Origin of the sequence: Roseococcus sp. SDR (assembly GCF_019083995.1) — a bacterium.
GTDB lineage: Bacteria > Pseudomonadota > Alphaproteobacteria > Acetobacterales > Acetobacteraceae > Roseococcus.
The window spans coordinates 42,416-66,293 of record NZ_JAHRCU010000010.1 but is presented as its reverse complement, the minus strand read 5'-3'; the positions used below and the strand labels follow the sequence as shown (position 1 = coordinate 66,293).

The following is a 23,878-nucleotide window of genomic DNA, read 5'->3' as shown; positions in this document are numbered from 1 at the left end:
GAGACCATGCCGGACAAGTCCATTCTCGCCCGCCTGAGCGACGCCGTGGAGCGCGGCTTCGACGAGCAGGTCCGCTTCCTCGCCGATATCGTCCGCCACCCCTCGCTGCGCGGGCGCGAGGCGCCGCTGCAGGACCACATGGCCCGCTGGTTCGCCGCGCGCGGCTACAGCGTGGACCGGTTCTCGCTCGCCGATGTGCCGCTGGCGGACCACCCCAAGGCGAGCCCCATGGTGGATGTGGACCCCGCCGGCTCCTTCCAGGTGGTGGCGTCGAAGCGCTGCGCCGCCCCCACCGGCCGCAGCCTCATCATCCAGGGCCATATCGACGTGGTGCCCGAGGGCCCCACCGAGATGTGGAGCTACCCGCCCTATGGCGGCACGGTGAAGGATGGCTGGCTCTACGGCCGCGGCGCGAATGACATGAAGGCCGGCGTCTCCGCCATGTGCTTCGCCATGGAGGCGCTGCGCGCGGCCGGCTTCGCCCCCGCGGCGGACGTCCACCTGCAGACCGTGACGGAGGAGGAAAGCACCGGCAATGGCGCGCTCGCCACCCTGCTGCGCGGCTACCGCGCCGAGGCCTGCCTGATCCCCGAGCCCACCGGCGGCACCATCACCCGCGCCCATACCGGCACCATGTGGTTCCGCCTCAAGGTGCGCGGCGTGCCGGTGCATGTCGCCGTCGCGCAATCGGGCAGCAACGCGATCATGAGCGCCTATCACCTGATCCAGGCGCTGCAGGAGCACACGCGCCAGCTGAACGAGGTGGCCAAGACCCACCCCTGGTATGCCCAGGTGCAGGACCCCATCAAGTTCAACCCGGGCATGATCCGCGGCGGCGACTGGGCCAGCTCCACACCCGCCTGGTGCGAGGTGGATTGCCGCATCGGCCTGCTGCCCGGCCAGGATGTGGCCGAATGCCAGCGCGGCGTGGAACAGGCCGTGGCGGCGGCCGCGCGGACCGACAATTTCCTCTCCAACAACCCGCCCGAGGTGCAGTGGCACGGCTTCCTGGCCGATGGCTTCGTCCTCGAGCCCGGCAGCGAGGCGGAGGCCATCCTGGCCGAGGCGCATCGCGCGGCCTCGGGCGGTGAGATGGGGGCGCGCATCACCACGGCGGTGAACGACACGCGATTCTACGGCCTCTATTTCGACATGCCGGCGCTCTGCTACGGCCCGAAGGGCGAGAACAACCACGGCTTCGACGAGCGCACCAATCTGGAGCAGTTGAAGACCACGACTTTGGCGATGGCCTGCTTCATCGCGGACTGGTGTGGATTGCAGCCGGTCGAATAGCGAGAGGGCTTTGCCCTCTCGCGCTCACCCACCAAGAAACCGAGTTTCTTGGATCTTCCAACTGATTTGGGTGCAGGGAACTGGTTCCCTGCCGGGGAGCCCGAGGGGCTGGCCCCTCGGCCCGATTCCATCCACAGCCCCGCCCTTCCTGTGGATTCGGGGGATGCTTTCCCCCAGCCCCGGATTCCGCTTCCCCCCATATCCTGTGGCTGCCATGACACACCCAGGCCGCGTTCGTGATGGACGCCAGCCCCGTGACAGGATATGAACGAACCCAGAACATCGGCAGAGTTACAAGACTTTCCCGCGAGGGGAAGATCGGCCCGGAAACCACAGCATGTGGTGGCCATTAACCCTCCGCTGTCTATATCTAGTTGCCGAGCGCCAGGGCTTCAGGCATAACCCGGGGCCGGGGAATTGAGGGGGAAGTACCGTGTTCGATGCCGTTCAGCTTCAGGGCCACTTCCAGGTGCAGGTGGATCGCAGCCGCGACGCCCTGCTCACGGATTTCGGCCGCGCGACACTCGATGACCGCTACCTCCTGCCGGGCGAGTCCTACCAGGACCTCTTTGCCCGCGTGGCCTCGGCCTATGGCGATGACGCCGCCCATTCGCAGCGCCTCTACGACTACATCAGCAAGCTCTGGTTCATGCCGGCCACGCCTGTGCTGTCGAACGGGGGAACGACGCGCGGGCTGCCGATCAGCTGCTTCCTGAACGAGGCGAATGACAGCCTCGACTCCATCGTGGGCCTCTGGAACGAGAATGTCTGGCTGGCGTCGAAGGGCGGCGGCATCGGCTCCTACTGGGGCAATCTCCGCTCGCTGGGCGAGAAGGTCGGCCAGAACGGCAAGACCTCCGGCATCGTGCCCTTCATCCGCGTGATGGACAGCCTCACCCTCGCCATCTCCCAGGGCTCGCTGCGCCGCGGCTCGGCCGCCGTCTACCTGCCCGTCTCCCACCCGGAGATCGAGGAATTCATCGAGATCCGCCGCCCGACCGGCGGTGATCCGAACCGCAAGGCGCTGAACCTGCACCACGGCATCCTGCTGTCGGACAAGTTCATGCGCGCCGTCGAGAATGACGAGGCCTGGGCGCTCACCTCGCCCAAGGACGGCGCCATCGTGCGCACCGTCTCGGCCCGCTCGCTCTGGATCCGCATGCTCACCGCCCGCATCGAGACGGGCGAGCCCTACTTCATCTTCTCTGACCATGTGAACAACGCCCGCCCCGAGCACCACAAGCTCGCCGGCCTCGAGGTGAAGACCTCGAACCTCTGCTCCGAGATCACGCTGCCCACCGGCATCGACCAGCATGGCGAGCAGCGCACGGCCGTGTGCTGCCTCTCCTCGCTGAACCTCGAGACCTGGATGGAGTGGAAGGACGATCCGCTCTTCATCACGGACGTCATGCGCTTCCTGGACAATGTCATCCAGAACTTCATCGACACCGCGCCGGACAGCATGGCCAAGGCCCGCTATTCCGCGATGCGCGAGCGTTCGGTCGGCCTCGGCGTGATGGGCTTCCACTCCTTCCTGCAAGGCATGGGCGTGCCCTTCGAGAGCGTGATCGCGAAGGTCTGGAACAAGAAGATGTTCCGCCACATCCGCACCCAGGCCGACAACGCCTCGCGCCTGCTGGCGGAAGAGCGCGGCCCCTGCCCGGATGCGGCCGAATACGGCTTCATGGAGCGCTTCTCGAACAAGATGGCGATCGCGCCGACGGCGTCCATCTCCATCATCTGCGGCGGCGCCTCGCCCGGCATCGAGCCGATCGCGGCGAATGTCTACAACCACAAGACGCTCTCCGGCTCCTACATCGTGCGCAACCCCTACCTGAAGAAGGTGCTGGAGCAGCACGGCCGCGACGACAGCGACACCTGGACGACCATCACGGTCAACAAGGGCTCGGTCCAGCACCTCGACTTCCTGACCGAGCAGGAAAAGGCCGTCTTCAAGACCGCCTTCGAGCTCGACCAGCGCTGGGTGGTGGAACACGCGGCCGACCGCACGCCCTTCATCTGCCAGGCGCAGTCGCTCAACCTCTTCCTGCCCGCGAACGTCCACAAGCGGGACCTGCACCAGATCCACATGATGGCGTGGAAGAAGGGCGTGAAGTCGCTCTACTACTGCCGCAGCCTCTCCATCCAGCGCGCCGACGCCGTCAGCGAAAAGGTGGTGGGCCAGAGCGATGTGATGACGCGCCACAAGGACGAGGCGACGCTCCCACTGCAAGCACCGCCGCCGGCTTCGACCAATTATGAAGAGTGTCTGGCGTGCCAGTAAAGGGGTCATGAGGGGCTTTGCCCCTCACACTCCCCAGCAGGAAACTTAGTTTCCTGCACCTTCATCTGATTGATTATTTCGCCAAATAAATTTTTTTCTTGGTCCTTGCGAGTTTTTGGGCCGATCTAAATACAAAGAAGGTGCAGGAAACTAAGTTTCCTGCCGGGGTCCCAGGGGCAGAGCCCCTGGCTTCAACACCATCCAATCCGGGGCAAAGCCATGGCTGACGGCATTTCCATTGACGAGCTTCCCGTGAAGTTCGACCTCCTGACCTCCAACCCGGTCTACAAGCCCTTCCGCTACCCTTGGGCCTATGAGGCCTGGCTGCAGCAGCAGCGCATCCATTGGCTGCCGGAGGAGGTGCCGCTCGCCGATGACGTGAAGGACTGGCAGAAGAACCTCACCCCCGGTGAGAAGAACCTGCTCACGCAGATCTTCCGCTTCTTCACCCAGGCGGATGTCGAGGTGAACAACTGCTACATGAAGCAGTACAGCCAGGTCTTCAAGCCGACCGAAGTGCTGATGATGATGTCGGCGTTCAGCAACACCGAGACGATCCACATCGCCGCCTACAGCCATCTTCTCGATACCATCGGGATGCCGGAAATCGAATACACGGCCTTCCTGAAGTACAAGGAGATGAAGGACAAGTACGACTACATGCATTCCTTCTCGGTCGAGAACAAGACCGAGATCGCCAAGACGCTGGCCGCCTTCGGCGCCTTCACCGAGGGCCTGCAGCTCTTCGCCTCCTTCGCGATCCTCATGAACTTCCCGCGCTTCAACAAGATGAAGGGCATGGGCCAGGTGGTGAGCTGGTCGGTGCGCGACGAGACGCTGCACTGCCTCTCCGTCATCCGCCTCTTCCGCACCTTCGTGCAGGAGAACCCGGAGATCTGGACCGAGGAGCTGAAGCGCGACCTCTATCTGATCTGCGCCACCATCGTGGACCATGAGGACGCCTTCATCGACCTCGCCTTCGAGCTGGGCGGCGTCGAGGGCCTGACGGCCGATGACGTGAAGAAGTATATCCGCTTCATCGCCGACCGCCGCCTGCAGCAGCTGGGCCTCGAATCCCTCTACCACATCGAGAAGAACCCGCTGCCCTGGCTGGATGAGATGCTCAACGCCATCGAGCACACGAACTTCTTCGAGAACCGCGCCACGGAATACTCCAAGGCCTCGACGGAAGGCTCCTGGGAGGAGGCCTTCGCGGATGGCACCTTCACCTCCGCCCAGCCCGAGGGCGCGATCGAGATCGACGCCCGGCACTGAGCAGACCGGCGTCGCTGCGCATTGAAGACATGGCGGGGGGGCGCTAACTCCCCGCCATGCTTCGCATCATCCGTTATTCCAGCATCTTCCTCCTGGCGCTGGTCGCCGGCATCTGGGCCTATGCCTGGGTCAGCAAATCGCCCCAGGAAAGCCTGGGCGAGGCCTTCGCCAACCGCCTCGCCAGCGTCTTCGGCCAGGAGGTGGCCGCGCCCACGGCCAGCGGCGGCGGCATGCAGCTGCCCGCCGGCATGCAGCTCGGCGGCCCCTTCGAGCTGGTGAACCAGGACGGCCGCACCGTCACCGAGCGCGATTTCGCCGGGCGCTGGCTGCTGGTCTATTTCGGCTTCACCTATTGCCCCGATGTCTGCCCGACCGAGCTCGGCACCATCGCCGCCGCTCTCGATTCGCTCGGCCCGCAGGCCGAACAGGTGACGCCGATCCTCATCACCATCGATCCGCAGCGCGACACGCCGGCCCAGCTGGCGGATTATGTCTCGCGCTTCCATCCCCGACTCCAGGGCCTGACCGGCACGCCCGAGCAGATCGCCGCCGCCGCCCGCCGCTACCGCGTCTATTACGCCCGGGTGCAGCGGCCGGAGATGACGGACTATCTGATGGACCACTCCAGCTTCATCTACCTGGTCGGCCCCGATGCGCGGGTGCGCGCCCTCTTCCGCCCGGAAACCAGCCCCGAGGCCATCGCCGCCGCCGTCCAGGCGCAGCTGCGCGCGCCGAGGAACCCGGGTTCGTGACCCTTGGCGAGCATCCCCGATCTGGCGCATAACCTTACCGGAATCGTGGCCCTCGTTCCGGCCACCTAAGGAGTTTCGCATGGCGGAAGATGATGACCGCACGGAAGGGATGGAGGAGGGCGCCCGGGGTGGCGCCGCCCCCCGCCAGGGCCGCCGCCTCTCGGACAAGATCCTGGTCGCCTTCCACCAGGCCTGTGACCAGGCCGATTTCGAAGTGGCCGAGCAACTGCTCCGTGTGCTCGAGATGATGCTGACGCGCCGACCCATCTCGCCCGACATCAACCGCCGCCGCAACATCGAGACGCTGGTGGCCGCCCATGAGCGTCTCTGGCACCTCCGCCACCCCGAGGCGGATGGCGAGCAGTAGCGCCATCTTGTCATTCCGCCCGTGATGCGCCTCCAATGGCGCATGGACGGGATTCGCTCCACGCATGAGACGTTGCGATGAGCGGGCCGACGCGGCTCGCTCTGGTCGAGGATGATCCGCTCCAGCGGCGGATCGTCAGCGAATATCTCGCCCAGCACGGGCTTCGCCCCGCCACCTTCGCCTCCGGCGCGGAATTCAAGCGCGAGCACGCACAGAGCCTGCCCGACCTCGCGCTCTTCGACGTCCATCTGAACGAGGCGGAGGACGGCTTCGCCCTCGCCCGCTGGGCCCGCGCCCGCTCCTCGCGCATGGGCATCATCATGCTGACCGCGGCGGGCGACACGGTGGACCGCGTGGTGGGCCTCGAATCCGGCGCCGATGACTACGTCACCAAGCCCTTCGAGCCGCGCGAGCTGCTGGCCCGCATCAAGGCCCTGCTGCGCCGCGCGGCCGAGGCGCCGCCGCCCCCCGCGCTGCTGACCGAGATGCGCGTCGGCACCGCACGGCTGAACCTGGAGCGCCGCGTGCTGATCCTGGCCGACGGCACGGAGGATGTGCTCTCCGCCAGCGAATTCGACCTGCTGGCCCTGCTGGTGAAGCACCCCAACCGCCCGCTGACGCGCGAATGGCTGCTGGAGACGGCCGCCCATCGCGAGGCCGAGGTCTTCGACCGCGCGATCGACAACCGCATCATGCGCCTGCGCCGCAAGGTGGAGGCCGACCCCGCCAAGCCGGAGGCGATCCGCTCCGTCCGCGGCGTGGGCTACATCTTCGTGCCGCCCAAGGACTGATACCACATCCCATGGATCGTGACCGATCCATGGGATGTGCCATGTTTTTCCTGCCCTCAGACGCCGGGCGCGGCCTCCGGCCGCTTGGCTTCGCCGGACTGCCGGCGGGCCGCATTCGCGGCCTCGCCCGCCTTCGGCGGGCGTGAGTCACGGACCACGCGATTTGGTATCACTCCATCAGTCGTCCCCATGGGTGTCGGTATGAGACCCAGCGCACAAGGTTCCGGCCTGCGGCCCGGAGGGCCGAGCGCGCGAAAGCGCGCCGCGGAGGCGGCCCGCCCGGCGTCCGAGGGCACGAAGGTGAGGCCTTCGTGCGCCTGACATGATGGCTCAGCCCGCCAGTGCCGCCGCCACGCGGCGCGCGAAATCCGCGGGGTCGCGCGGCGCATCGCCATCCTGCAGCCGCGCGAGATCGAAGATCAGCCCCGCCTGCTCGGCCAGCGCCGCATCATCCAGCCCGCCCTCGGCCAGCTTCGCGATCAGCGCATGGCGCGGATTGATCTCCAGCACCGGCAGGCCGCCCGCAAAGCCGCGCCCCGCGCGCCGCAGCAGCCGCTGCATGGCGAGGTCCGGGCCAAATTCGCCGGCCGCCAGCACCGCCGCACTCTCCACCAGCCGGTCCGTCGCCCGCACCTCCGAGACATGCTCCGAGAGCGCCGTCTTCAGCCGCTCCAGCAGCGCCGAGACATCGGGCGCCGCCTCCCCGTCGGCGGGCGAGAGCTTGGCCGCGCCCTGGGTGATGCTGCGGATCGGCTTGCCGTCGAACTCAGCGAGCCGCTCCGGCCAGAAGGCATCGATCTGCTCGGAGAGCAGCAGCACCTCGAGCCCGCGCGCACGATAGCCCTCCAGCTGGGGCGACTTCGCCAGCGTCTCGGCATTGTCGCCGACGAGGACATGGATCGCCTCCTGCCCCTCCTTCATGCGGGAGACGTAGTCGGCGAGCGAGGTCCAGCCTTCCACGGCGGTGGAGCGGAAGCGCAGCAGCCCCGCCACATCCTTCTGGTGCTCGCCCGGCTCCCAGACGCCCTCCTTCAGGACCGAGCCGAAATTCTCCCAGAACTTGGCATAGCCCTCGGCGTCCTTCGCCTTGGTCTTCAACTCCGACAGCACGCGGTTCGTGACAGCCCGGCGGATGCGCGCCAGCACCGGCGTGGATTGCAGCATCTCGCGCGAGACGTTGAGCGGCAAATCCTCCGTGTCCACCACGCCCTGCACGAAGCGCAGGAAGGGCGGCAGCAGCTCCGCCTCATCGGTGATGAACATGCGGCGCACATGCAGCCGCACGCGGCTCACCCGCTCATCCTCCACCGCCTGGAAGGGCTTCATGCCGGGGATGAAGAGCAGCGCCGAGAAATCCAGCGCGCCCTCCGCCCGCCAGTGCAGCGTGGCCCAGGGGCTGTCGAACATGTGGCCGAGATGGCGGTAGAACTCGGTGTAGCTCTCCTCGCTCACCTCGGATTTCGGCTTCTGCCAGAGCGCCGTGCCCTCATTGGCCGGCTCCTCCTTGCCCTCGTTCACGACGAGGATGGGGATGGCGATATGGTCCGCCCATTTGCGGATGATGGCCTTGAGGCGGAAGGGCTCCAGGAACTCCTCCGCATCGGCCTTCATGTGCAGCACGATGTCAGTGCCCGCATCGGCGCGCTCGGCCGGCGCCAGCGTGTAGTCGCCCTTGCCCTCGGAGGCCCAGAGCCAGGCCTCCTCCGTCCCCGCGCGGCGGGAGGTGACTTCCACGCGCTCGGCCACCATGAAGGCCGAATAGAAGCCCACGCCGAACTGGCCGATCAGGCTCGGCTTCTCGCTGGCGGGCGCATCCGCCAGCGATTGCGCGAAGGCCCGCGTGCCCGAGCGCGCGATGGTGCCCAGATGCTGCGCCAGCTCCGCCTTGCCCATGCCGATGCCGGAATCGGAGATCGTCAGCGTCCGCGCGGCCTTGTCCGGCGTGATGCGCAGCTTGGCTTCGGCCGGGAGCGCCAGCGCCTCGTTCGTCAGCGCCTCGAAGCGGCGGCGATCCGTCGCATCCGCCGCATTGGCCACCAGCTCGCGGAGAAAAATCTCGCGCTCCGAGTAGAGCGCATGCACCACGAGGTCGAGCAGCCGCCCCACCTCCGCGCCGAATTCGTGCCGTTCCACCGTCTCGCTCATTGTGCCTCCAGTCTGAAAATCGGGCCGGCCGCGATATGTATGGCGGCGCAGGCCCTTTCAACCTCCCGCGCTTGCGCACCCCCCGCGGCCACGGCCAAGCTGCGGCCCAAGATCAAGGAGGCAGGGGATGTTCACACGGCGCACGGGTTTGGCCATGGCGATGGGCACGCTCGCCACGCCCGCGATCGCGCAGAGCTGGCCGAGCCGCCCCATCCGCCTCATCGTCCCCGACACGCCCGGCACCGGCAATGACGTGACGGCCCGCCTCTTCGCCCCCCTGCTGGAAGCGGCCCTGGGCCAGCCCTGGGTGGTCGAGAACCGCACCGGCGCCGGCGGGCGCATCGGCGTGGAGGCCGCCTTCCGCGCCGCCCCCGACGGCAGCACCTTCCTGCTCGGCAATGCCGGCTCCAACGGCATCAACGCCGCCATCTACCGCGACCTGCCCTATGACCTGCTCACCGCCTTTGACCCCGTCTCGCTGCTGGTCATCGGCCCCAACACGCTCTTCGTGAATCCCCGCCAGATCCCGGTGAACAGCGTGGCCGAGCTCATCGCCTATGTGCGCGCCCGCCCCGGCCAGCTCAGCTATGCCTCGGCCGGCATCGGCTCCTCCGCGCATATGTCCATGGCGCTCTTCCTGAGCCGCACCGGCCTCGACATCCAGCACGTGCCCTATCGCGGCGCCGCCGGCCTCGCCCAGGCGGTGGTGACGGGCGAGGCGCCGGTCGCCTTCGCCAACCTGGTCAACATCATGCCCCAGGCCCGCGCGGGCGAAGTCCGCCTCCTCGCCGTCACCACCCGCACGCGCGATCCCGGCCTGCCCGAGATCCCGACCATGGAGGAAGCGGGCCTGGCCGGCTTCGAGACGCTGGCCTGGAACGCCCTCTTCGCCCCGCGCGGCACGCCGGGCGGCATCCGAGAAAAGCTGGGGAGCGAACTGGCGAAGCTGCGCGACAACCATGACCTGGCCGAGCGCATCCGGCTGTTGGGGGGTGCCCTCGTCATCTCCACGCCGGCCGAGCTCCGGGCGCGGGTCACGGCCGATATCGGCCAATGGCGCCGCCTGGCCGAGGCCGCAAACATCCAGGCGCAGTGAGCGGCGGGCGATGAGCATGCGCATCGCCGCGGTCGAGTTCCTGGGCGTGAACGTCACGCCCAAGACCAACTGGTGCTTCCTGCAGGTCCGCACCGAGTGCGGCCGCACCGGCACCGGCGAATGCACCCTCTCGGATCACGAGGCGCTCCTCGCCGCCGAGGCCGCGCGCCTCGCACCCCGCCTGGTGGGTGAGGACGCGGCTTCCCGCAACCGCCTGGCCCGCCTGCTGCCGCATGCGCCGGGTGGCCTCGTCACCCACAGCCTCGTCTCCGCCCTGGAACAGGCCCTCTGGGACCTGGCAGGCCAGGAAGCGGGCCGCCCCATCCACGCCATGCTGGGCGGCGCCCTGCGCGAGAACGTGCCCCTCTACGCCAACATCAACCGCGGCGCAGCGCCCCGAACGCCCGAGGGCTTCGCCGCCGCCGCACAGCGCGCCATGGCCGCCGGCTTCCGCGCGGTGAAGCTCGCCCCCTTCGAGCCCATGGTCTGGGAGGACGCCGCAGACCCCGCGCTACGCGCCGCCTATGCCGAAGGCCTCGCCCGCATCGCCGCCGTGCGCGACGCCGTGGGCCCATCCGTGGATGTGATGGTGGACGCGCATTGGCGCTTCTCGCCCGGCGGTGCCGCGGGCCTCATCCGCGACCTGGCACCCCTCAACCTCTTCTGGCTGGAATGCCCCGTCTCCGAGGCCAACCACGCCGAGATCCGCCGCTTGCGCGGCCTCGCCAATGCACAGGGCATGCGCCTCGCCGGCGCCGAGACGCTGGCCGGCCTCGCCGCCTATCGCCCCCTCATCGAGTCCGGCTGCTACGACGTGCTGATGCCCGACATCAAATACGCCGGCGGCCATGGCGAGATCACCCGCATCGCGGCCCTGGCCCAGACAGCCGGCATCGAGATCGCGCCCCACAACCCGACCGGCCCGATCTGCCACGGCCATTCCGTGCAGCTTTGCGCGACGCTGCCCAACCTGCTTCCCCTGGAAGTCCAGTTCGGCGAGACCGAGCGCTTCTTCACCATGACTGAAGGCGCCGACCAGCGCTTCCTGGCGGGTACCGCCCCCCTGCCGACCACCCCGGGCCTCGGCCTCGCCCTCGACGAAGCCGACGCCCGCGCCACCCCCTGGCAACCCATGGCGCAGCCCTGGCTCGATCCGCGCCTCGGCTGACCATTGCCGCTGAGGCCGGTTCAGCGGCACCATCACCCGCCATAAGGAGATTCCCATGCACCAGCCCGACCCGAATATCCGCCTCGCCGCGCTGGAAGCCGTGGTCTCCCGCCTGCTCGTCGCCGAAGCCCGCCAATCGCCCGACCCCGCCGGCATGCTCGACCAATTCGCCGCCCGCATGCGCCGCGAAGCCGAAAGCCATCCGATGGCCGGCGATGACCCGCGCGACAGGCTGGCGCTCGCGGCGGCGCTGCTGCAGCTGGTCACGCTCGCCAAGGAAAAGCTGATTACCGAGTAAAAAAGGGCCTCCGGCGGCTGGGGCCGAAAGGCCCCAGACCCCATTACCGGGCGCGCGCCAAAAGCCTGCGGGCGCGCTCGACGACGGGCAGGTCGATCATCGCGCCCTCGAAGGCGACCGCGCCTTGACCCAAGGACAAGGCCTCGTCAAACGCCGCGATCAAACGCCGCGCGCGATCCACCTCCACCGGCGAAGGCCCATACTCCTCATTGATGATCGGCACCTGCGCCGGATGAATGCAGGAGGCACAGCCAAACCCCAACCTCCGCGACCGCCGCAAGGATTGCCGATACGCCTCCAGATCCGAGAAATCCGCAAAGGCACCAATCGAGCCCATGGGCAGGATCCCCGCCCCGCGCGCCGCCGCCACGCACATCATCCCGAAGACGTAAAGCGAATCCGCCCCCGGCACCGCCTCCAGCTCGGTGGAGAGATCCTCACTCCCCACCCCCAAGCCCGCCATCCGCGGATCAGCCCCCGCAATCGCCACCAGGTTCGGCAAGGCCTGCGGCGTCTCCACGACGCCGATGAAGCGCGTATGCCCGATGGGCAGCCCCAAGGCCGCCTCCCGCACCGCCACCACCTCGGAGAGCAGGCGCACATGCTCCGCCCCCATCACCTTGGGCAGCATGAGCACGGAGACCTCCGGCATCACGGCGGCCGCGATGTCGGGCACGCTCATCTCCAGCGGCCGGTTGATCCGCACGCAGACATCGGCGCCGGCCTGCCCCACCTGCTTCGCCGCCGCCGGCAGCGCGGCCCGCGCCGCCTCCTTCCCATCCGGCGGGATGCTGTCCTCCAGATCGAGGATGATCACATCCGCGCCGCGCGTATGCGCACGCGCCACGAACTTCTCCGCCGTCGCCGGCACGAAGAGCAGCGAACGCCAATTCGGTGCGGCCATCAGCTCAACCCCTCGAAGGCCGAACCGCTTTCCAGCATGGCGCTGATCATGGCCTCGTCATGCCCCAGCTCGCGCAGCACCTCCCGCGTGTTGCGGCCGAGCTGCGGCGCGGGCAGCACCTCCTCCCGCATGCCGCCGCTGAAGGTGTTGGGCACGCGCGTGCGGCGGATGCGCCCCTCGGTCGGATGCTCGTCGAAATGCCAGAAGCCCACCTCGGCCAGATGCGGGTCCTCCAGCAGGTCATCAATTTCGTTGTACGGCCCGGCCGGCACATCGGCCTTGGCGAAGATCTCCAGCCACTCGGCCGTGGTCTTCGTCGCCAGCGCCTCCACCTGCACGCGGAAATAATCCGGCGCGTTCTGCGTGCGCGTCAGCGCCGTCCTGAAGCGCGGATCCTCCTTCAGCTCCGGCCGCCCGATGGCGTCGAAGAAGGCGAAGGCCTGGCGGTTGTTGTTGGGCCGCACCGTCAGGTAGCCATCCTTCGTCGGCAGCGGGCGGTAATCCGGCGAGAGCAGCCGCGCATCGCCCGACGGCCCCTCCGGCGGATCGAAGGTCGCCGCCCCCAGATGCTCGCTCATCACGAAGGACGCCATGTTCTCGAACATCGGTACCTCGATGGCCTCGCCCACACCCGTCTTCTCGCGGCGATACAGCGCGAAGCCCACGGATTGGGCTGCGATCAGCCCCGTCGTGTGGTCCGTCATCACCATGGGCACGAAGCGCGGCTCGCCCGTCGCGCGATGGAAGGTGCCGGCGACGCCCGAAAGCGACTGGATGATCGGGTCATAGGCCGGCCGGTTGTAGTAGCGCCCGCCCTTGCCGAAGGCGACGATGCCGCAATGGATCAGCCGCGGATTCAACGCATGCAGCGAAGCGAAGTCGAGCCCCGCACGCTCCAGCCCCTGCGGCCGCACATTGGTCACGAAGACATCGGCGCGCGCGAGCAGCGCCTTCATCGCCGCCAGCCCCTCGGGCTGCTTGATGTCGAGCCCGATGCTGCGCTTGTTGCGGTTGAAGTTGATGAACTTCCCGCTCATCGCCGGCGTCCGGCTGCCGGCGGCGAGGAAGCGCAGGATATCGCCCCCCGGCGCCTCCACCTTGATCACATCCGCACCCTGGTCGGCCAGGGTGCGTGTGGCGATCGGCCCCACCACCACGGTGGTGAGGTCCACCACCTTCACGCCATCCAGCGGCCCGCTCATGCGAAGTCCAGCTCCATCTCGGCGCAGAGTTTTCCGTCCTGATCCGCCACCCAGGCGCGCATGCGGCCGCCTTCCAGCGCGCCACCCGCCAGCGTGATGCGCGCGCCGACATAGATCGGCCGCGTCAGCCGCGCGGTGTAGCCCGCGAGGCGATGCCCCGGCGTGTTCTCCACCGCCGCATCCAGCAGCAATTGCATGGTCAGCCCGCCATTCTGCACCAGCGCCGGATAGCCCTCCGCCTCACGCGCATAATCCGCGTCGTAATGGATGCGATGCGCATTCCACGTCACCGCCGAATAGCGAAACACCAGCGCGTTGGAGACCTGCGCCTCGCGCGTCCAGGCGGCATCGGTCGGCGCCGGCGTGCCCGGATTGACCGGCGAGGGCGTGCCCGGCGGCACCGCCTCGCGATAGATCGCGTCGAACTCATCCACCGCGATCACCTCGCCACCCACCAGGTAGCTGTGCCGCATGGTCAGCACGCAGATCGTGCCCGTCCGCGCCTTCTTGGGCTCGATCGCCGCCACCTCCGCACGCTTGGTGAGCGCATCCCCCACGCGCAGCTGCCCCGGCAGCGTCACGCGCCGCCCGGCCCCCATGCGGCGCGGCAGCGGGATGGGCGGCAGCGTCACGCCCGGCTCGGGGTGCCCATCCACGCCGATATCCCCCTGCCGCGCGCTTTCCTGCGCAAAGAGCGAAACCCAATGCGGCGGCAGCACCGTGCCGCGCGGATAGGCGTCAGGGTCCAGGTCGAGCATGGCGGCGATCCGCCGCAGCATGCTGGGCGAGACGTCATCCTCGATGATGCGCACGCGCCCCAGCCAATCCTGGCGCACCTTCTCGATGGCGATCACGAAATCCATGGCAAACCCTATTCGGCGACGAGGTTGAGGCGGCGGATCAGCGGCGCCCATTGGTCATGCGCGGCGCGGATGGTCCGCTGGAAATCGGCAGGCGAATTCTGCGGCGCGGGATCGGCGCCGACACGCTCATAGGCGCCACGCACGCGCGGGTCGCGCAGCGCATCGTTCAGCGCCTCGGAAATGCGGGCGATCGCCTCCGGCGGCGTGCCCGCCCGCGCCGTCAGCCCGAAATAGGAGGAGCCGGTGAAGCCCGGCACCGTCTCGCCCATGGTCGGCACGCCCGGCCAATTCTCCCGCCGCGTCGCGCTCGTCACGGCTACCGCGCGGATGCTGTTCTGCCCGCGCACCGTCTCGCCCTCCGGCAGGCCGAGGCAGCGCGCATGCACGCGGCCCGAGAGCAGGTCCGTCATCGCCTGGGTGCTTTGCCGGTAGGGCACATGCACCATGTCGAGGCCGAGCCGCGCGCCCAGATCCTCCATGATGAGATGCGTGATGGCACCCACGCCCGCCGAGGCATAGGTGAAGCGCCCCGGATTGGCGCGGATCCAGGCGATCAGCGCGGGGAAATCCGGCGCGGGGATGGAGTTGTGCACCAGCAGCACATTGCTGGTGGAGCAGAAATGCCCGATCGGCGCGAAGTCCCGCTCCCAGTCATAGCCCAGCGCGCGATACATCAGCGCATTCACGCCGCTGTTGGTGCCCATGGTCGCGACCATGATGGTGTAGCCATCGGCCGGCCCCCGGGCCAGCGTCTCGGCTGCCAGGTTGCCCGCGCCGCCCGGGCGGTTATCCGCCAGCACCACCTGCCCCAGACGCTGCGACAGCGCCTCGGCCGTGACGCGCGAGACGATGTCCGTCTGCCCGCCACCGCCATAGGGCACGAGCAGCCGGATGCTGCGCTCGGGGAAGGCGGCGCGGGCGATGCCGGGTGCCGCGAGCGCGCCGATCAGCGCGGCGCGGCGGGTGGTGATGGGCAAGGGGCTTCCTCGTGCTTCTTTTGCCCCATTCTTTCCACGAACGGCGCTTGGGTCCACCCTCCCGCCACAACCCAGGAGGAAACGCATGGCCCGCCTGCCCTATCTCAGCCCCGAGGATCTCGCCGAGGAGGACCGCCCGCTGCTCAAGCGGATGATCACGCTGCATCGCTGCCTGGTGAACAGCCCCGGCGCCGCCCGCGCCTTCGGCGGATTGGGCCAATACATCCGCTATGACGCGAAGCTCGACCCGCGCCTGCGCGAACTCGCCATCCTCCAGGTCGGCTGGCTCGCGCGCTCGCCCTATGAATGGTCGCACCATGTGAAGATCGGCCACGACTTCGGCGTGACGGATGCCGATATCGAAGCCCTGATCGCCGAGACGGCGGGCCAACCCAACAGCCTGGAGCCGCTGGCGAAGCTCGTGCTGAAGGGCGCGCGAGAGGTCTATGCCGGCGCGATGAGCGAGGCGACCTTCCGCGAACTCCAGGCCCATCTGACCAATGAGCAGATGGTGGACCTGACGGTCACCGCCTCCTTCTACTGCGCCGTCGTCCGCACGCTGGCGAGCCTCGCGATCGACGTGGAGCCGGAATACCAGCCCTATCTCGACCGCTTCCCGCTCCCGGCGTGACGTTGCCGAGAGGCTGATTCACGCCTTTGGCATGCGCCAAAGGCGATCAGACTCTAACCCGCAGCCACATACCCATAGGCGAGGTTGCTCCGCCCCGGCCCGTTCATCGCGTATTCGGCCTTCACCCGCGCCACGCCGTCATTCTCCAGGGCGGCGCGGCGCGTGTAGTTGTACATCCTGGCCGAGGTCTCGCCGAAGATCGCATTCTTCACCGGCCCATCGGGTGCGCCGAGCGGCGCGAAGCCATAGCGCCGCTGCATCTCCTCCGGGATTTCGAGGCGCCGCAGGGATTCGATCTGCCATTGCGGGCTGCCGGTCCAGATCGCATCCGTGCCCCAGACCACGTGATCGGCACCCAGCCCCTTGATGAGGATGCCCATCATCGCCGCGCACAACTGCGGCTCCACCACCGTGCTCTGCGCGAAGATCTGCCCGAGATCGCCATAGACATTGTTCACGCCATACTTCGCCGGAATCTCGGCGAGATCACTCACCCAATCCACGCGCCCGGTCTGCTGGAACTGCGCCCAGCCCTGCTCGGCCCGCCCGCCGCCGGCGAAGCGATAGGCCGAGTGGTAGATGACGAAGTTGATCTGCGGCCAGTCCCGCGCCGCCTTCCCCACATCATCCACGCGGGCAAAGGGCGTGAGGTGCGGAAACTGCTGCTCCACCTGCGGCGGAAACAGCCCCTTATGGACGCAGACGATGTTGTTCCCCGCGCGCAGGATGCGCTCATAGAAGGGATACATCACCCGCTCGTCATCCATCCGCCAGGGATGGATCGCGAGATGCTTGTTGGTGTTGTCGCCGATCGTATAGCCCTTCCAGCTGTCGGGCTTGAGCTGCTCGATGCAGCGCTCCACCTCGTCCATCCAGCCGGGCTTGCCGGGGGTGAAGATCGCATGGCTCAGCACGCGCTTGTTGCCCGCCGCGTCGTTCACGCGCTTGCGGGCATCGAACTTCATGTCATTGGTGAGGAACCAGTCCTGCAGCTCCTCGGACGGCGCGCCCGAGATCAGCGCCACCTTGGTGTCGCTGTCGAGGAAGACCTCCTTGAACCAATTGGCCTCCATCAGGTCCTGGATGGTCTGCTCGCGCCCCACCAGATCCGGGTTCCAGCCGGCCTGGCCGACCGCGCGGCGCTGGTTCACGAAGGTCATGATGCGCGTGTCGGGCCGCAGGAAATGCGTGTGCACATCCATCACGAACTGGTTGCGAAGTGCGGCCGTGCGCATGTCGGCCGCCCCCGCCGTCTGCGCCTCGGCGCGGCTCACGGCATAGAGCGGGCCATAGACCTCGTTCATCGCGAGGAAGGCCGCCGCCATGCCCGCATTGGTCTGCAGGAAGCGGCGCCGATCCATGCCCTGCTTCGGGCCGATCGTATCCGCCATGTCCTTGATCCGCGCCTCGACCTGCTTCTGCCGCTCGGTCTGCGGGATGGGCCAGAATTCGTCGGAGCTCACCACCTGGGTCGGGATGGGCGAGGCGAACATCGCCTCTTCCGCAGGGCGCAGCGCCGCGATGTCGTCATCGGTCAGGAAACCGCCCATGAGTGCCTCCTCTGGGGTCTTGTTCCCGGCGGGGGCATCCTCGCGCCAAAATCCCGGCGCGCGCAAGGACCGTTACATGGGCGGGGTCAGGCGGTGAGGAATTCCATCAGCTTCGGATTGAAGACCTCCGGCTGCTCCACGCTGAAGGCATGCCCGCCCTCCGGCGTCACCCAGAGCTCCGCATGGGGCAGCCCGGCCGCCAGCGCCTCGGACGCCGTCCAGGGCACCAGCAGGTCATCGCGCGAGGCCGCCACCAGCGTCGGCGCCGTGATCTGCGCCAGATCCGCGCGCGCGTCGAAGGCCCGCAGCGCGCCGATGCGCTTCAGCAGGTTCTCGGCGCCCTGGAAATGCGCCGTCCCATGCGCGACCTCGGCGCTGATCTTTTCGTGGTTGGCGGACATGTACGGCGCCGTGTGCAGGAACAACGGCTGCGCCGCCACGTAAGCCGCCGGCCCCTGGCTGTGCAGGATGCCGATGCGGATGTCGAAGCACCGCTCAGAATGCCGGTCCACCTTCGCCCAGGCATTCACCAGCACCAGCTTGCCGACGCGATCGGGAAACCGCCGCGCGAGATCGAGGCCCACCAGACCGCCCAGCGCATGGCCCAGGACATGCACGCGCGACACGCCCGCCGCATCCATCACGGCGATCACGTCATCGGCCATATGCCCGATCGTGTAGCCGTCCGGCAGCGGCTCCGCATTGCGTCCCGTCCCGCGTTGGTCGAAGCCCAGCACGCGGAACTTCGCCTCCAGCGCCGCGCGCTGCGGCGCCCAGAAGGCCGCAGCGCCACCCAGCCCCGCGGAGAGGAGAACCACCTCCTCACCCGCGCCCGTCAGATCGAACTTCACTTGCCGATATGCGCCACGGTCGCGATCTCGACCAGCGCGCCCGGCTTCACCAGGCCGCACTGGATGCAATAGCGCGCCGGCTTGTCGCCCGGGAAATACTCGGCATAGACGGCGTTCAGCGCGGCGTAGTTCGCCCAGTCGGTCAGGAAGATGTGGTTCATCACCACATCCGCCATCGTCCCGCCCGCCGCCTCGATCACGCCCTTGATCGTCTCCAGCACGAGCCGCGTCTGCGCCGCCGCATCGCCCAGATGCATCACATTGTTGTCGCGGTCGAAGGGCAGCGTGCCCGAGACATAGAGCACGCCATCCGCCAGCGCGCCGGGCGAATAGGGTGCCAACGGCTTGCCGGAACCGGCGGGGATCACGGGGCTGAAGGGCATGGCTTTCTCCTATTCAGGCGATTGACCGATCGCGCCGCAGAAATCCGCGACGGTGGAGACCCATCCGAAGAAGGTCTCGATGTTGTAGAGTGCCGCCTTCTGCGCGAAATCCGGCCCCGCCGCATGCGTCGCATCCTCCAGCACGATGCCGAAATACTCGAGATGGAACGCATCGCGCAGCGAGCTCTCGACGCAGACATTCGTCGCGACACCGGTGAAGACGATGTTGCGGATGCCCCGCGCGCGCAAAAGGCTATCGATGTTCGTGTTGAAGAAGCCGGAATAGCGCGGCTTGGGCACCACCAGGTCGCCCGGCTTGGGCGCCAGCGCCTCCACCAGCGCATAATCCCAGCCGCCCTTGGCGAGCAGCGTCCCCGCCAGCTCCGGCCGCTTGCGCATGGTCTTCAGCGCATTGGACTTGTGCCAATTGGGGGAAGCGGGCGTGCCTGCCTCCTTGTAGTCGGGGTCCCAGCCATTCTGGAAATAGATCACCTGGATGCCCGCGCGCCGCGCCGCCTCCGCCGCCACCGCCGCGCGCTGGATCACGGCCTCACACCCCGCGATGTCGAAGCCCGCAATGTCGAGATAGCCGCCCGGCGAGGCATAGGCGTTCTGCATGTCCACGATGATCATGGCCGTCTCGGCCGGGTTCAGCCGGATCGGCTCGGGCCGCGCCGGCAGCGTGACCGCCTCGCGCGTGATCACGGGCACAAATCCGGCAGGCTCTGACATCGGGCAAACTCCTCGGCTGGCGCGCATCATGCAAAAGCGCGCCCCGGCGAGCCAGCCCGGCCAACCCACACACGCCAAATCGTTCCGCCCGCGCTGCCTTACGAAAAGGCAATCCAAGACGCAGTTGCCAGCGCCACAGGCGGAACCCGTCCAGCCCCTCCCCGCCGCGCGCCCTTCGCGCTGGACGCGCCCCCCGCGCATGCGGAGATTTCATGCATCCGGGCGGGCCGCTTCGCCCCCCGCGCAAAGGAGCCTCCGCATGGCGTTTCACCCCTCCCGCCGCCTCCTGCTCGGCGCCTCCGCGCTGCTCGCGGCACCCCATGTCGCCAACGCCCAGGCGCGCCCCACCGTGCGCTTCGCCTTCGACTGGATCCTGAACGGCCCCTACGCCTTCGGCATCGCGGGCGAGCGCCAGGGCTTCTTCCGCGAGGCCGGCGTGGACATCACCATCAGCCGCGGCTTCGGCTCCGCCCGCATCCCGCTCGACATGGCGGCCGGCACCTTCGACATCGCGATGTGCGACCCCACGCCCACGCTGCGCTTCATGTCGCAGAACCCGAACAATGACCTGATCGCCGTCGGCCTGCTGTGGGACCAGGCGCCCACCGCCGTCACCGTGCGCGCCGATGGCCCCATCACCAACATCTCCATGCTCGCCGGCAAGACACTGGCCGCCCCCGAATTCGACGGCGGCCGCCAGGTCTTCCCGGCCTTCGCGGCCGTGAACAACATCCCCGTCAGCTCCATCAATTGGATGTCCGTGGCGCCCGAGCTGCGCGAGCCCATGCTGGTGCAGCGCCGCGCCGACGGCATCACGGGCTTCGTCACCTCCACCGCGCTCTCGCTCCGTGCGCTCGGCATGGACCTGCCGGCGCAGCGCATCTTCCGCTACCGCGAGCACGGGCTCGACTTCTTCTACGGCTCCGTCCTGCTCACCACCCGCACCTATATGGAGCGCAACCCCGACGCCGTGCGCGCCGTGACCCACGGCATGATCCGCTCGCTGCGCTGGGCCTTCGCCAACCGCGCCGCCGCCATCGAGGCGCTCCGCGCCCGCGAACCGCTGACCGACGTCGCGATCGAAACCGTCCGCCAGAACATGGCGATGACCGAACTCGTGGACAGCCCCAATGTCCGCCGCCTCGGCCTCGGCGTCATGGAAGCGCCGCGCTTCGCGCGCCAGATCGAAGCGGTGAAGGCGGCCTTCAACCTGGGCGACATGCCCTCGCCGGATCGGTTCTATACGGATCGGTTCCTGCCGCCCGCCGCCGAGCGGCAGCTGACTTAGTCTCCGCCCTCAGGCGCCGGGCGGCGGCTCCGCCGCCTTGGCTTCGCCGCGCCACGGGATCGCCCGGCGGCGCGGTCACTTGGGCGGCGCCGGCCGCTGTGCGGCCGGATGGTTCTGTCGGCTCAGTCCGCGCGGATGCCCGCCGCGCGGACCAGATCACCCAAACGGCGCACCTCCTCCGCGATGAAAGCCGCGAAATCGGCGCCGGGCATCGCGCGGGGAATGCTCCCACTGCCGGTGATGCGCGCCGCCACCGCCTCATCCCGCACGGACGCCAGCAACTCCGCCTCCAGCCGCGCCACGCGATCCGCCGCGACACCCCGCGGCAGGAACAAGCCGAACCAGCCCACCGAGACCAGATCCACCCCCGCCTCGCGCAGCGTCGGCACCTCGGCGAAGCCCGGCGCACGCTCCGCACTCGTCACCGCCAGGGCCTTCATCCGCCCGCCCCGCACCAGCTCCGCCGCGGCCGAGATGGTCTGGAACATCACCTCCACACGCCCCGCCATCAGGTCATTATTCGCCGCACTCGTCTCCCGATACGGGACATGCGTGAGGTTCAGCCCCGTCGCCAGGCTGAACTGCGCGCCCGCCAGATGCAGCGAGGTGCCATTGCCGATGGAGGCGTAATTCATCGGCCGCGTCCGCGCCAAAGCCACGAACTCCGCCACGCTGTTCACCGGCAGCGAGACCGGCACCACCATGATGTTCGGCACGACCGCGATCATGCCGAGCGGCGTGAAATCCCGCTCCGCATCGAAGGGCAGCGTGGCAAACAGGAACCGGTTCACCGCGATGGGCACGCCGTTCAGCAGCAGCGTCTGCCCATCGCGCTCCGCCTGCGCCGCCGCGGCCGTGCCGATATTCCCGCCCGCGCCACTGCGATTCTCGATGGTCACCGGCTGGCCCAAGCCGCGGGACATCCGCTCGCCCACCACGCGGCCCAGGAAATCGGCTGCACCTCCCGGTGGAAACGGCACGATCATCCGCACGGGACGATCCGGAAAGCCCTGCGCGGAGGCCGCCATGGGCAGCAGCGCGGGCGTGGCAAGGAGGAGACGGCGGGGGATGGAATGGGTCATGCTGCGCGCGATGCAAACCTTGCGCCACAAGGGAAGCCTAGGCTGGCTCGCCTGGCTCCTGCTCGTCCCGATCGCCTCTCACGCGCAGGAACGCCCCATCCCGCGCGACATCCTGCCCGGCATCGGCCCGCAGGATCCCCGCCGCCCCGTGGATGCGCGCGTGATGCCCTTCCAGGCACTCGCCCGCGTGCAGCATGGCCTGGGCGGGCGCTGCACCGGCGCGCTGATCGCCCCCAACCAGGTGCTGACCGCCGCGCATTGCCTCATCGCCCGCCGCACCGAGAACCTGGTCCAGCCCGGGAGCGTGCATGTCCTGCTCGGCTATGAGCGCGGCGCTCAGGCCGCGCAGGCGCAGGTGGTGAGCTTCCGCACCGGCCCCGGCTATCGCCCCGGCCCCGGCGCACCGGCCGATTCCGACTGGGCGATCCTGACGCTGGCGCGCGACATCGCCCCGCGCGCGGCGACGCTGCCGCTGCTGAATGCCCTGCCCGCCCCGCGCACGCCGCTCACCCTCGCCGGCTACCAGCAGGACCGGCCGGAGGTGCTGCTGGCGGACACGGCCTGCCGCGTGCTCGGCGTCACCAGTGCCGGCATGCTGCTGCATGACTGCGCCGGCACGCGCGGCGTCAGCGGCGCGCCCCTGCTGATCGCCGCGCCCGGCGGCTGGGCCGTCGCGGGTGTCGCGTCCCGCGCGGCGGTCGAGACGGCGACCGGCCTCGCCGTCCCCGCCGCGACGATCGCAGCTTCGCGTTAAAGCCCCGCCTGCTCCAGCCGGAACACCGACCGCGCCAGCGCCTGCGCGCGCGGCACGAAGGAGGCGATCTCCAGATACTCCTCCGGGCTATGTGCGAGGCCACCCACCGGCCCCACCGAGCAGAGGGTCGGCGCGCCCTGCGCGGCGGTGAAGCCGCTATCCGCGCAACCGCCCGAGAATTCGCCCGTCACCGAAAGCCCCGCATCGGCCGCGGCACCCTTGTAGAGATCGAACAGCTTCGCGGCGGCGGCATCCTGCGTCAGCGGCAGGAATTCGCCCTTGATCGTGAGCTTCGCCTTGGTGCCGGGCACGTAGCTATGCGCCACGATCTCATGCAGCTTCGCCACGATCTCGTCGCGATCGGCCGGGTTCACATAGCGCAGGTCAATCTGCCCCACGGCCGAGGGCGCCACCGTATTCACGCTCTGCCCGCCCGAGACCAGGCCGACATTCAGCGTGATCCCGCGCTCCAGATCCGTCAGCGCATGGATGGCGACGATCTTGTGCGCGAGCTCGCCGATCGCCGAGATGCCGGCGGTGAAATTGCCACCCGAATGCGCCGCCTTGCCCTCGATCTCGAAGATCGAGAACACGCCGCCCTTGCGCCCGGTGACGACGCCACCCGAAGGCCGCCCCGGCTCGGAATTGAACACGACGCGCGCGCCGCGCGCCTCCTCCTCGATCACCGCGCGGCCCTCGGGGCTGCCGATCTCCTCATCGCCGGTGAAGAGCCCCACCATCGGCCCCGGCGCGCCGCCGAACTTCTTGAAGGCGGCGAGGACGAACATGTTCATCACCAGGCCCCCCTTCATGTCCGCGACACCGGGCCCATAAGCGCGGCCATCCTTGATGGTGAAGGGCCGGCGCGTCGGCTCGCCCTTGGGGAAGACGGTGTCCCGGTGCCCCATCAGCACGATGTTCTGCGCATGATTGCCGCGCGCGCGGGCCGTGCCTTCATGCGGCAGGATGGCGCGGATGCAGTCGCCGAATTTCTCGCCGCGCACGGTTTCCACGGTCAGCCCATGGCCCTCGCAGAATTCCTTCACGATGGCGCCCACGGCATCCACGCCGGCCTTGTCGTAGCTGCCGCCATCGGTGTTCACCATGGCCTGCAGCGCATCCAGCATCGCCTGCTGCTGGGTGGCGAGCCAGTTGGTGATCTCGGTTTCGGTGCTCATCTGCGGCGCTCCTG

General features: G+C 68.5%; 23 protein-coding genes. 12 read left to right on the top strand and 11 right to left on the bottom strand.

Annotated elements, in window-relative coordinates:
* The first annotated feature begins 6 nt into the window (after positions 1 to 6).
* The 6 genes from KTR66_RS12935 to KTR66_RS12910 all read left to right on the top strand — a co-directional run bounded on the left by KTR66_RS12935 (position 7) and on the right by KTR66_RS12910 (position 6,762).
* Positions 7 to 1,293, top strand: a complete 1,287-nt coding sequence (locus KTR66_RS12935) for an ArgE/DapE family deacylase (RefSeq protein ID WP_213613026.1) — start codon at positions 7 to 9, stop codon at positions 1,291 to 1,293.
* 433 nt (positions 1,294 to 1,726) lie between these two features.
* Positions 1,727 to 3,577 carry a ribonucleoside-diphosphate reductase subunit alpha gene (locus KTR66_RS12930; protein ID WP_213613025.1) on the top strand — a complete coding sequence of 617 codons (1,851 nt, stop codon included), beginning with the start codon at positions 1,727 to 1,729 and terminating at the stop codon, positions 3,575 to 3,577.
* A gap of 219 nt (positions 3,578 to 3,796) precedes the next feature.
* A complete protein-coding gene (locus KTR66_RS12925) occupies positions 3,797 to 4,852 on the top strand; it encodes a ribonucleotide-diphosphate reductase subunit beta (RefSeq protein ID WP_213613024.1) in 1,056 nt (351 codons plus the stop codon).
* A 56-nt stretch (positions 4,853 to 4,908) separates the two neighbouring features.
* A complete protein-coding gene (locus tag KTR66_RS12920) occupies positions 4,909 to 5,604 on the top strand; it encodes an SCO family protein (RefSeq protein WP_213613023.1) in 696 nt (231 codons plus the stop codon).
* A 79-nt stretch (positions 5,605 to 5,683) separates the two neighbouring features.
* A complete protein-coding gene (locus tag KTR66_RS12915) occupies positions 5,684 to 5,971 on the top strand; it encodes a hypothetical protein (RefSeq protein ID WP_213613022.1) in 288 nt (95 codons plus the stop codon).
* Between the two features lie 77 nt (positions 5,972 to 6,048).
* Positions 6,049 to 6,762: a response regulator gene (locus KTR66_RS12910; RefSeq protein WP_213613021.1), complete on the top strand. Its 714-nt coding sequence runs from the start codon at positions 6,049 to 6,051 to the stop codon at positions 6,760 to 6,762.
* A gap of 330 nt (positions 6,763 to 7,092) precedes the next feature.
* On the opposite strand, the gene htpG is transcribed toward KTR66_RS12910, so the two are convergent.
* Entirely contained in the window at positions 7,093 to 8,907 is a 1,815-nt protein-coding gene (htpG, locus tag KTR66_RS12905) for a molecular chaperone HtpG (protein WP_213613020.1), read from the bottom strand.
* A gap of 127 nt (positions 8,908 to 9,034) precedes the next feature.
* Between htpG and KTR66_RS12900 the strand changes: the two genes are divergently transcribed.
* The 3 genes from KTR66_RS12900 to KTR66_RS12890 are packed head-to-tail and all read left to right on the top strand — an operon-like array spanning position 9,035 to position 11,469.
* Entirely contained in the window at positions 9,035 to 10,003 is a 969-nt protein-coding gene (locus KTR66_RS12900) for a tripartite tricarboxylate transporter substrate binding protein (RefSeq protein WP_213613019.1), read from the top strand.
* Between the two features lie 10 nt (positions 10,004 to 10,013).
* Positions 10,014 to 11,171 carry a mandelate racemase/muconate lactonizing enzyme family protein gene (locus tag KTR66_RS12895; RefSeq protein WP_213613018.1) on the top strand — a complete coding sequence of 386 codons (1,158 nt, stop codon included), beginning with the start codon at positions 10,014 to 10,016 and terminating at the stop codon, positions 11,169 to 11,171.
* 55 nt (positions 11,172 to 11,226) lie between these two features.
* On the top strand, positions 11,227 to 11,469 hold the full coding sequence (locus tag KTR66_RS12890) for a hypothetical protein (protein WP_213613017.1): 243 nt from the start codon (positions 11,227 to 11,229) through the stop codon (positions 11,467 to 11,469).
* A 43-nt stretch (positions 11,470 to 11,512) separates the two neighbouring features.
* Here the strand turns inward: KTR66_RS12890 and KTR66_RS12885 are convergent, their stop codons facing one another.
* The 4 genes from KTR66_RS12885 to KTR66_RS12870 are packed head-to-tail and all read right to left on the bottom strand — an operon-like array spanning position 11,513 to position 15,415.
* Complete coding sequence (locus tag KTR66_RS12885) at positions 11,513 to 12,373, bottom strand: CoA ester lyase (RefSeq protein ID WP_213613016.1); 861 nt, start codon at positions 12,371 to 12,373, stop codon at positions 11,513 to 11,515.
* Positions 12,373 to 13,575: a CaiB/BaiF CoA-transferase family protein gene (locus KTR66_RS12880; protein WP_213613015.1), complete on the bottom strand. Its 1,203-nt coding sequence runs from the start codon at positions 13,573 to 13,575 to the stop codon at positions 12,373 to 12,375. The genes KTR66_RS12885 and KTR66_RS12880 overlap by 1 nt, the downstream gene beginning before the upstream one ends.
* Positions 13,572 to 14,438 (bottom strand): MaoC family dehydratase N-terminal domain-containing protein, encoded by an 867-nt coding sequence (locus KTR66_RS12875; protein WP_213613014.1) that lies wholly within the window; start codon positions 14,436 to 14,438, stop codon positions 13,572 to 13,574. Before KTR66_RS12875 ends, KTR66_RS12880 begins: the two co-directional genes overlap by 4 nt.
* Positions 14,439 to 14,446: 8 nt before the next feature.
* The gene (locus KTR66_RS12870) at positions 14,447 to 15,415 is read right to left on the bottom strand and encodes a tripartite tricarboxylate transporter substrate binding protein (RefSeq protein WP_213613013.1); all 969 of its coding nucleotides are present in this window, start codon (positions 15,413 to 15,415) and stop codon (positions 14,447 to 14,449) included.
* Between the two features lie 85 nt (positions 15,416 to 15,500).
* Between KTR66_RS12870 and KTR66_RS12865 the strand changes: the two genes are divergently transcribed.
* On the top strand, positions 15,501 to 16,046 hold the full coding sequence (locus KTR66_RS12865; RefSeq protein WP_213613012.1) for a carboxymuconolactone decarboxylase family protein: 546 nt from the start codon (positions 15,501 to 15,503) through the stop codon (positions 16,044 to 16,046).
* Positions 16,047 to 16,099: 53 nt separating this feature from the next.
* On the opposite strand, the gene KTR66_RS12860 is transcribed toward KTR66_RS12865, so the two are convergent.
* From KTR66_RS12860 to rutB, 4 genes are all read right to left on the bottom strand, one after another.
* Positions 16,100 to 17,596 (bottom strand): amidohydrolase family protein, encoded by a 1,497-nt coding sequence (locus KTR66_RS12860; protein WP_213613011.1) that lies wholly within the window; start codon positions 17,594 to 17,596, stop codon positions 16,100 to 16,102.
* 86 nt (positions 17,597 to 17,682) lie between these two features.
* Positions 17,683 to 18,447: a pyrimidine utilization protein D gene (rutD, locus tag KTR66_RS12855; RefSeq protein WP_213613010.1), complete on the bottom strand. Its 765-nt coding sequence runs from the start codon at positions 18,445 to 18,447 to the stop codon at positions 17,683 to 17,685.
* The gene (gene rutC, locus KTR66_RS12850; protein ID WP_213613009.1) at positions 18,444 to 18,830 is read right to left on the bottom strand and encodes a pyrimidine utilization protein C; all 387 of its coding nucleotides are present in this window, start codon (positions 18,828 to 18,830) and stop codon (positions 18,444 to 18,446) included. The genes rutD and rutC overlap by 4 nt, the downstream gene beginning before the upstream one ends.
* A gap of 9 nt (positions 18,831 to 18,839) precedes the next feature.
* On the bottom strand, positions 18,840 to 19,562 hold the full coding sequence (rutB, locus tag KTR66_RS12845) for a pyrimidine utilization protein B (RefSeq protein WP_213613008.1): 723 nt from the start codon (positions 19,560 to 19,562) through the stop codon (positions 18,840 to 18,842).
* Positions 19,563 to 19,821: 259 nt separating this feature from the next.
* On the opposite strand from rutB, the gene KTR66_RS12840 reads away from it, so the two are divergent.
* The gene (locus KTR66_RS12840) at positions 19,822 to 20,850 is read left to right on the top strand and encodes an ABC transporter substrate-binding protein (protein ID WP_213613007.1); all 1,029 of its coding nucleotides are present in this window, start codon (positions 19,822 to 19,824) and stop codon (positions 20,848 to 20,850) included.
* Positions 20,851 to 20,972: 122 nt separating this feature from the next.
* Here KTR66_RS12840 and KTR66_RS12835 read toward each other — a convergent pair whose 3' ends face one another.
* Positions 20,973 to 21,932: a tripartite tricarboxylate transporter substrate binding protein gene (locus KTR66_RS12835; protein ID WP_213613006.1), complete on the bottom strand. Its 960-nt coding sequence runs from the start codon at positions 21,930 to 21,932 to the stop codon at positions 20,973 to 20,975.
* On the opposite strand from KTR66_RS12835, the gene KTR66_RS12830 reads away from it, so the two are divergent.
* The gene (locus KTR66_RS12830) at positions 21,919 to 22,686 is read left to right on the top strand and encodes a serine protease (RefSeq protein WP_213613005.1); all 768 of its coding nucleotides are present in this window, start codon (positions 21,919 to 21,921) and stop codon (positions 22,684 to 22,686) included. The two genes, KTR66_RS12835 and KTR66_RS12830, sit on opposite strands and share 14 nt — an antisense overlap.
* Here the strand turns inward: KTR66_RS12830 and KTR66_RS12825 are convergent.
* Positions 22,683 to 23,864 (bottom strand): M20 family metallopeptidase, encoded by a 1,182-nt coding sequence (locus KTR66_RS12825; protein WP_213613004.1) that lies wholly within the window; start codon positions 23,862 to 23,864, stop codon positions 22,683 to 22,685. The two genes, KTR66_RS12830 and KTR66_RS12825, sit on opposite strands and share 4 nt — an antisense overlap.
* Positions 23,865 to 23,878: the final 14 nt, after the last annotated feature.

Coding starts and splice junctions, on each gene's coding strand:
- KTR66_RS12890 (WP_213613017.1), top strand. CDS start 11,227: ATGCACCAGCCCGACCCGAATATCCGCCTCGCCGCGCTGGAAGCCGTG.
- KTR66_RS12900 (WP_213613019.1), top strand. CDS start 9,035: ATGTTCACACGGCGCACGGGTTTGGCCATGGCGATGGGCACGCTCGCC.
- KTR66_RS12830 (WP_213613005.1), top strand. CDS start 21,919: ATGGAATGGGTCATGCTGCGCGCGATGCAAACCTTGCGCCACAAGGGA.
- rutB (WP_213613008.1), bottom strand. CDS start 19,562: ATGTCAGAGCCTGCCGGATTTGTGCCCGTGATCACGCGCGAGGCGGTC.
- KTR66_RS12885 (WP_213613016.1), bottom strand. CDS start 12,373: ATGGCCGCACCGAATTGGCGTTCGCTGCTCTTCGTGCCGGCGACGGCG.
- rutC (WP_213613009.1), bottom strand. CDS start 18,830: ATGCCCTTCAGCCCCGTGATCCCCGCCGGTTCCGGCAAGCCGTTGGCA.
- KTR66_RS12825 (WP_213613004.1), bottom strand. CDS start 23,864: ATGAGCACCGAAACCGAGATCACCAACTGGCTCGCCACCCAGCAGCAG.
- KTR66_RS12925 (WP_213613024.1), top strand. CDS start 3,797: ATGGCTGACGGCATTTCCATTGACGAGCTTCCCGTGAAGTTCGACCTC.
- KTR66_RS12910 (WP_213613021.1), top strand. CDS start 6,049: ATGAGCGGGCCGACGCGGCTCGCTCTGGTCGAGGATGATCCGCTCCAG.
- KTR66_RS12860 (WP_213613011.1), bottom strand. CDS start 17,596: ATGGGCGGTTTCCTGACCGATGACGACATCGCGGCGCTGCGCCCTGCG.
- KTR66_RS12865 (WP_213613012.1), top strand. CDS start 15,501: ATGGCCCGCCTGCCCTATCTCAGCCCCGAGGATCTCGCCGAGGAGGAC.
- KTR66_RS12880 (WP_213613015.1), bottom strand. CDS start 13,575: ATGAGCGGGCCGCTGGATGGCGTGAAGGTGGTGGACCTCACCACCGTG.
- htpG (WP_213613020.1), bottom strand. CDS start 8,907: ATGAGCGAGACGGTGGAACGGCACGAATTCGGCGCGGAGGTGGGGCGG.
- KTR66_RS12915 (WP_213613022.1), top strand. CDS start 5,684: ATGGCGGAAGATGATGACCGCACGGAAGGGATGGAGGAGGGCGCCCGG.
- KTR66_RS12895 (WP_213613018.1), top strand. CDS start 10,014: ATGAGCATGCGCATCGCCGCGGTCGAGTTCCTGGGCGTGAACGTCACG.
- KTR66_RS12935 (WP_213613026.1), top strand. CDS start 7: ATGCCGGACAAGTCCATTCTCGCCCGCCTGAGCGACGCCGTGGAGCGC.
- KTR66_RS12875 (WP_213613014.1), bottom strand. CDS start 14,438: ATGGATTTCGTGATCGCCATCGAGAAGGTGCGCCAGGATTGGCTGGGG.
- KTR66_RS12840 (WP_213613007.1), top strand. CDS start 19,822: ATGGCGTTTCACCCCTCCCGCCGCCTCCTGCTCGGCGCCTCCGCGCTG.
- KTR66_RS12920 (WP_213613023.1), top strand. CDS start 4,909: ATGCTTCGCATCATCCGTTATTCCAGCATCTTCCTCCTGGCGCTGGTC.
- KTR66_RS12835 (WP_213613006.1), bottom strand. CDS start 21,932: ATGACCCATTCCATCCCCCGCCGTCTCCTCCTTGCCACGCCCGCGCTG.